Annotated in this window: 6 protein-coding genes; 3 read left to right on the forward strand and 3 right to left on the reverse strand. The window is 45.9% G+C overall.

The annotated features are described in order from the left end of the window. Window positions 1–500: 500 nt before the first annotated feature. Window positions 501–1,166: a PEP-CTERM sorting domain-containing protein gene (locus tag ACE1AQ_RS07440; RefSeq protein WP_110543539.1), complete on the reverse strand. Its 666-nt coding sequence runs from the start codon at window positions 1,164–1,166 to the stop codon at window positions 501–503. A 233-nt stretch (window positions 1,167–1,399) separates the two neighbouring features. Continuing rightward, window positions 1,400–2,800 carry a hypothetical protein gene (locus ACE1AQ_RS07445; protein ID WP_008200558.1) on the reverse strand — a complete coding sequence of 467 codons (1,401 nt, stop codon included), beginning with the start codon at window positions 2,798–2,800 and terminating at the stop codon, window positions 1,400–1,402. Between the two features lie 73 nt (window positions 2,801–2,873). Here ACE1AQ_RS07445 and ACE1AQ_RS07450 point away from each other — a divergent pair, with 73 nt between their 5' ends. Next, window positions 2,874–3,020, forward strand: coding sequence for a hypothetical protein (locus ACE1AQ_RS07450; protein WP_157221738.1), 147 nt, complete (start codon window positions 2,874–2,876; stop codon window positions 3,018–3,020). A gap of 63 nt (window positions 3,021–3,083) precedes the next feature. On the opposite strand, the gene ACE1AQ_RS07455 is transcribed toward ACE1AQ_RS07450, so the two are convergent. Then, window positions 3,084–4,025, reverse strand: a complete 942-nt coding sequence (locus tag ACE1AQ_RS07455) for a glycosyltransferase family 2 protein (RefSeq protein WP_008200556.1) — start codon at window positions 4,023–4,025, stop codon at window positions 3,084–3,086. A 607-nt stretch (window positions 4,026–4,632) separates the two neighbouring features. On the opposite strand from ACE1AQ_RS07455, the gene glmM reads away from it, so the two are divergent. Both glmM and ACE1AQ_RS07465 read left to right on the forward strand, forming a co-directional pair. Continuing rightward, window positions 4,633–6,072 (forward strand): phosphoglucosamine mutase, encoded by a 1,440-nt coding sequence (gene glmM / locus ACE1AQ_RS07460; protein WP_374808158.1) that lies wholly within the window; start codon window positions 4,633–4,635, stop codon window positions 6,070–6,072. 272 nt (window positions 6,073–6,344) lie between these two features. After that, window positions 6,345–6,689, forward strand: a 345-nt coding sequence (locus ACE1AQ_RS07465; protein ID WP_374808159.1) for an RRXRR domain-containing protein, incomplete at its 3' end; no start/stop codon positions are given.

Genomic DNA, 6,689 nt, shown 5'->3' on the forward strand with positions numbered 1-6,689 from the left:
TTTTGAGAGAATCGTGCTTCAAAACCTTGCGTCTTCATCGGCCCGCGTCCTGTAGGGGCGAAGCATTCGGATAAAAAATCTACGGTTTCACCGATAGGTTATTGCCCGAATGCTTCGCCCGTACTTTTTCAGCAAACCCTATTTACCTTTATAGCACTCGCCAGAAACTCTAGGGCTGTTTTTATGATTTTTCTCGGCCATGGGTGCCATGTAGAGGTCCTCGGCTGGGCTGGGGGCGAACGTTATTTTCCAGCAAAAAAATTCCCCTAGCAAGGGGTAATTATCAACCTTAATAAGTTTTTATCCCTTGTGTCCCGATTGGAAAAATCTCAAATCAGCTAGGGACGGGCGACAGTTCCTAGAACTTTCCTGACACCCTTGTTGCTCCAACCACCATTGACGCAACTTTACCTAAGATTTAGACTTCTCCCTGTTGGTTGCTCTAAGTGAGTAGATTGGTTACCCGGTGTTATCCCATAACCCCACCTACCATCCAAAAATTAAATTCTTTTTCTCAGACCAACAGCCGCTAAACCCAAGGCTAACAGAGCCAGGGTGGTGGAAGGTTCGGGGATTGATCTAAATTGAATCTCATTGAAACCGAGACGATAGTTAGTACCAATCCCTCCATGGTTAGTCATGTTGCTAAATTTAACCTTAGTCGTAAAGACTGGGGTAAAATTGAACGTCTCTACCGGTGTATTACCTGCCGTCGAACCTCTGAGGAAGGAAATAGGAGCACCAATCAGAGGGGTCCAAACATTCTCCTTTAAGTATTCAATCTTCACGCCATTAATTCCCTGACTGGCTAACGTTGTGGTACTACCAAGGTTCCAGAAACTAAACCCAGCCAGATTGTAGACACGAGGGAAAGTAAACTCGATAACAGCTTGTCCGATAGTACCGGCGTTCAGGTTTGCTGAACGCCAAGAATTAGTATTACTAGTCGCACTGTGATCTCCCGTCAGAGTTGGCCGGTCAACTGGCGGACCTATTAGCCCGGCTCCGTTGGTGGTAAGACCTATACCACCGAATCCAGTCCCACCAGTTACTACGTTGGCAGCGACATTACGGATCAGGCCTGAGGCTTGGGCGTTCTGCGGCACAGCCAACATTAGGCCGAAAGTGGCGGTGGATAAAACAAGATGTGTAATAGCGAGTTTCACAGGGAAATCTCCTTAAAATAAGATTTAGCTAGAGTCAAGTGGGCGCATAGCACCCTTTTCTATCCTATTTGTTTTTTTTGCCAGCTTCTGTTACTTTTGATACAATTTTTTTATTTTTTTATGTTAGAGGAATAGGTGGACAGGGGGACATCGCCCACATATTGAGAAAGTCAGAAGCCAGAAATCGGGTGGAGAAGAAATTCTGTCTTCTGCCTTCATAGCGGGCAATCGGCCTACTGATGAGATTCTAGCGTCGTGGTTTTGCTATTGTCCCCATCGGAGAATAAATCATCGCTAAATAGATCATCAAGGGACAGTTCTTCCTCAAGGGATTCTAGATTGCCAATTTCTTCATTATCCAACATACTGAAGAAATCTAGTTCTTCTTGGTCACTCGCAACAGAAGCAACATTTCGTCCCTTAGATGCAACTGTAGGGGTTTCTTCGGCAAAAGAATCGAAGAATTCGAGTCCATTGCCGTCAGCAGTATCGGCAAATAAGTCATCTAGAAAATTTTGGTTATCGGCGAATTTGTCTGGGTCGGTGGCTAATAAATCGGAGTAACTGGTGTTACTGCTAACGGTTTCTTGACTGAAGCTCTGATCGTAATTACCCGATAATTCTTCTAGACTAGCGATCGTTCTAGTTTCTTCCTCTAATGTTAGACTGTTGAAAAATTCTATCTCAGCAGCGGACATTTCCCAGCTAGAGATTGCTGGTTCTTCCATGACGGGAAAATCTTCGCTCTCGGTCATTTCTGGAGAAACTAAGGTTTCTTCCCTGCTGTTTAAACCCTCAAATGTCTCCATTACTGGGGCGAATTCTGAGGGGGAAACGGGCGTTTCTAGGGGTGTTTCGGGGGCAAATTCCGGTTCTAATCCCAGGGTTTCTTCCGTGATAAAACCATCAAAGGGATTCATTTCCCCAGTGAATTCTGAGGGGGAAACGGGCGTTTCTAGGGGTGTTTCGGGGGCAAATTCTGGTTCTAATCCTAGGGTTTCTTCCGTGATAAAACCCTCAAAAGGATTGATTTCTTCGGCACTGGGGTTATCGGGGAAATCATCCCAGGGTTCGACAATTTCAGGGGTTCGCTCATCCAATACGGTTTGGCGGGCGTTTTCTAGTTCTAACAGTTGACTTTGATAACCCTGTTCTAGTTGTTGAATTTGCCACTGATAGCCATTTTCTAATTCTAGAATCTGCTCCTGTTGACTTTGACGCAGGGCTTCTATTTCCGCTTGCTTGCCTTCTATAATCCCTTCTATTTGACTTTGATAGCTTTGGCGCAATTCCTCGATTCTAGCTTCGTATTGCCGTTGAAGTTCCTGAATTTCGGTTGTATGGGCAGTTTCCACGGCTGGAGCGGCAGTTGCGCTGGCTGCCTCTGCTAAACGTCCTTGGCTATCTTCTAACTCTTTTTGCAATTTAGCCAATTCTTCTCTATAGGTGGCTTCGATATTGCCAAACTGTCCTTTGCTGTCTTTTAACTCTGCTTCGGTTTCACCTAAAGCCGCCCGAATTTTCTCATATTTTTGCAGTGCTTCCCTGATTTTTCCCTCTTGCAGGGCATATAAAGCCCCACCCCCGATCGCACCGCCACCGACAAAACCGATTAAAATATCGAAGATATTCATGATGGGATTCCTCCTCTAGGAAAATTTACTTCTAATATGCCCAATCTCAGAGGATAATTCACAAGGGGCAAATGTGGTCGGTATTTTCCGCCGCTCTCTATGGCGATTGCTTTTGATTGTGGCAGCAATTATCGGAAAAAGAAAGCCAATATTAACTTTTTTATCAGCCAATGTTCACCTTTACGGCAGTTATCTTGATGGTGAGGTACAAAGTCTCTAGTTTTAGGGGGTCGGTTGTCAATGCTAAATGCTGTCACACCGCATCGGTGTTTGGCAAGACATTTCACTGAGGCTGCATTTCCCGATAAGCTTGATAAACGCCGCGCACGTTGTACCAATTGAGAAAAATGCGGGCAATTTCTAGGGCTAATTGCGGTTTACCTCGATCGATTAACCATTGTAACAGCGGGGAGAGGCTGCGTTCATTCAGGGTTCCGCCTAGGGAAAGTAAACCCCACAAAAGTCGGTGAATCCAAGTCATTTGAATCATCATCCGCACTTCCCAGGTGGGATGTTTTTGATAAAAAAGCACTCCCATCCGTCCCCGTTGAATTTCCTTATCGATGAGATTGGGAATTTGGGCGAGATTAAAGGGGGGATGCCAATGATAACCGACCGCTTCCGGACATTTGATTAATTTTAGTCCTAATTGCTTCAATCTCACCCCTAATTCCAAGTCTTCCCAACCGTAGAGTTGAAACTGCGTATCGAATAATCCCGCCGCTAATAACCATTTTTTGGCGATCGCCACGTTGCCCGTGGCAAAATAGGCGGCGGAGAAGTCGGTGATTTTATAGGGTTCACTGGTGGGATGCTCGAAGTTACAGGTGTTAATGACGCTGCCGTAGGTAAATAAGCGATCGCTGCCGAGACTGGCTGCCCCGGCGGTTAAAGCGTCGGCGTGGGCTTGCAAAAAATTTTCTGTCACTACCAGATCGCTATCGATAAAAATAATCGTATCACCGCGAGCTTTTTCTACCCCCAGATTCCTAGCGATCGCTGGTCCGCCGTGATCCTGTGGCCACAGTTGCAGATGGGGTAAATTGGCTTTCTGACTTTCTAGCCAGGCGAGCGTCCCATCGCTAGAACCATCATCGACAAGGACTATTTCGTAGTTTTCCACCTTATTATCGGTTAAACGCTGATTTTCTAGGGCGAGTAAACATTTTTTTAAGATTGCTTGGCGATTGTAGGTAGGGATGACAACACTGATCAGCACGGGCATTCGGGGGTCAAGATTACCGTTTTAGCTTACCAAATAACCTCGGTTCCTTGCTTAGACCTCCGGCAAAAATCCACAATCTTGATTCAGGATTCAGGAGACAGGAGATAGGAAATAGGGTTTTGGGGTGATAGGGTTTTGGGGTGATAGGGTTTTGGGGTGATAGGGTTTTGGGGTGATAGGGTTTTGGGGTGATAGGGTTTTGGGGTGATAGGGTTTTGGGGTGATAGGGTGATGAGACAGCTTCCCCACTTCCCCACACCCCAATTCATAATTCATAATTCAGGTTCTTCCGAACTTACACTGTAGAAAATTCCTCAAGCACCCTCTCTGCCCAGCAATGCTCTAAAGTTGATAAATATCAATCTAACAAAAACTCAAAGCCCTGCTATACAAGCTTTACAAGCATGAGTTGTTGATAGTTTTGCATGACAGGTTCGGTAGAGCCATAATTCATAATTCATAATTCATAATTTATAATTCCCACACCCCACACCCTACAGTGTCAGGAACTCCGGGAGGAGGATTAAGGTCAACTGGGAACATTAATTTTAAAAAATCGGTGATCATGTTATCCTCTGATTGTGTTGTGTGAGGAAAAGAATCGGCCATGGTAGCGTCTCTATCGTATCAAAATGGACAAAAAACTCGATCGCATCCTCTGTTATCCTTAGGGGGTTTGATCGAATTGCCGCCATCCCCCCTGTTTGGCACGGACGGAATTCGTGGCCAGGTGGGAGAATTATTAACTGCCCCCCTAGCGCTACAAATCGGATTTTGGGCGGGACAGGTATTAAAAAATCAGGCTGGTGTCACCAAACCGGTAATTATCGGTCAAGATTCGCGTAATTCCAGTGATATGTTAGCCAATGCTATCACTGCGGGGTTAACTTGGGCGGGAATAGAAGTCTGGCAACTGGGATTATGTCCCACTCCCTGCGTCGCCTATTTAACCAGAGAAAGCGAAGCGATGGGGGGGATAATGATTTCTGCCAGTCATAATCCTCCCGAAGATAACGGCATTAAATTTTTTGACAGTAGCGGTTTAAAATTATCCGGCACTTTAGCGGCACAGATAGAAGCGGGTTTAAGGGGCAATTTAGAATTAGCGGATAAACCGGAAAATTGGGGAAAAGCGACTTTTTGTCCCGAATTAATCCAAAAGTATTATCAAGCTGTCATTGATTCCGTCGGGACGGATATTAACCTATCGGGATTAAAAATAGTTTTAGATCTAGCTTGGGGGGCAGCTGTTAACCTAGCACCTTTAGTATTCCAAGCTTTGGGGGCGGAAGTTATCTGCCTACACGAGCGAGCCGATGGCGATCGCATTAACATTAATTGTGGTTCTACCCATTTAGAAAGCCTACAGGCGGCGGTAATCAATCAGCAAGCGGATTTGGGGTTTGCCTTCGATGGCGATGCCGATCGGGTCCTGGCCGTGGATAGTCAAGGTAGAGTAGTAGATGGCGATTATATCCTCTATTTTTGGGGTCGTTCCCTCTTAGAAGCCGGACGGCTACCGGATGGGTTATTAGTGGCAACGGTGATGGCTAATTTAGGCTTTGAACGCGCTTGGCAAAAACTGGGGGGGCAATTCTTGCGTACTGCCGTGGGCGATCAGCACGTTCAGGCGCAGATGTGGGAAACTGGAGCCATGCTAGGGGGTGAACAATCCGGTCATATCCTCTGCCATCATTACGGGGTTTCTGGGGATGGAATGCAAACCGCCCTACATTTAGCGGCTTTAGTGCGGAAATCGGGGGTTTCCTTGGCTAATCTAGTCGATCATAGCTTTGTCACCTATCCGCAGATTTTACGCAATGTGCGGGTGGAGGATAGAGAAGTGCGAGGTAATTGGCAGCAATGTGAACCTTTGCACCGAGAGATCCGCCAAGCGGAGACAGCTATGGCAGAAAAAGGCAGGATTTTGGTACGAGCTTCCGGGACAGAACCGTTAATTCGGGTGATGGTGGAAGCAGAAACCCTAGAATTAGCCAATTTTTGGACAGAAAGGCTAGTAGCAGCGGTGCGAAGCTATCTTTTGTAGTCGATCGAGCGAGATAGGGATTATAATGCTCTTAGTCTGGCGTAGCAAGGGATAATTGTCACTAACCCCGCCCTAAAAGCGACGGGGCTTGCCTAAACCAATTTAGGCGACGCAAGTAGAGACTACCGCATCGAGACGCAATCTGGCCCAGACTTCCGAATACTTCCCTAGTTCGGATTACCTCTCAGCTTTATTGGTAAAGCGTTGTTAGACAAGACATCTGGATTGTGTTGCGGAAAGGGACTTTAACTTTACTCTTAAGGATTATCTCCATGGCAAGAGTTCCTGTTATCTCAAAAGACGGAAAACCGTTGATGCCCACTAAACCCAGTCGGGCCAGGCGGTGGATTAAGGAAGGAAAAGCTATCGGTAAATTCAACGACTTAGATATTTTCTATGTCCAGCTAACCGATGAACCTTCCGATAACAAAACCCAACCGATTGCTATTGGTATTGACCCAGGTAAATTATTCTCTGGAATTGGCGTTCAATCCTCTCTTTTTACTCTTTGGAAGACTCACTTAGAACTTCCTTTTAATCTAAGAGCGCATCGACAAAAACGATTCTCAAATAGAAAACAAGGAAAATTAGCTCCCTCAATCAAAGCTAATCGTCAA

The organism is Microcystis sp. BLCC-F209 (assembly GCF_041928595.1).
In the GTDB taxonomy this organism is placed as follows: Bacteria; Cyanobacteriota; Cyanobacteriia; order Cyanobacteriales; family Microcystaceae; genus Microcystis.

Coding starts and splice junctions, on each gene's coding strand:
- glmM (WP_374808158.1), top strand. CDS start 4,633: ATGGTAGCGTCTCTATCGTATCAAAATGGACAAAAAACTCGATCGCAT.
- ACE1AQ_RS07445 (WP_008200558.1), bottom strand. CDS start 2,800: ATGAATATCTTCGATATTTTAATCGGTTTTGTCGGTGGCGGTGCGATC.
- ACE1AQ_RS07455 (WP_008200556.1), bottom strand. CDS start 4,025: ATGCCCGTGCTGATCAGTGTTGTCATCCCTACCTACAATCGCCAAGCA.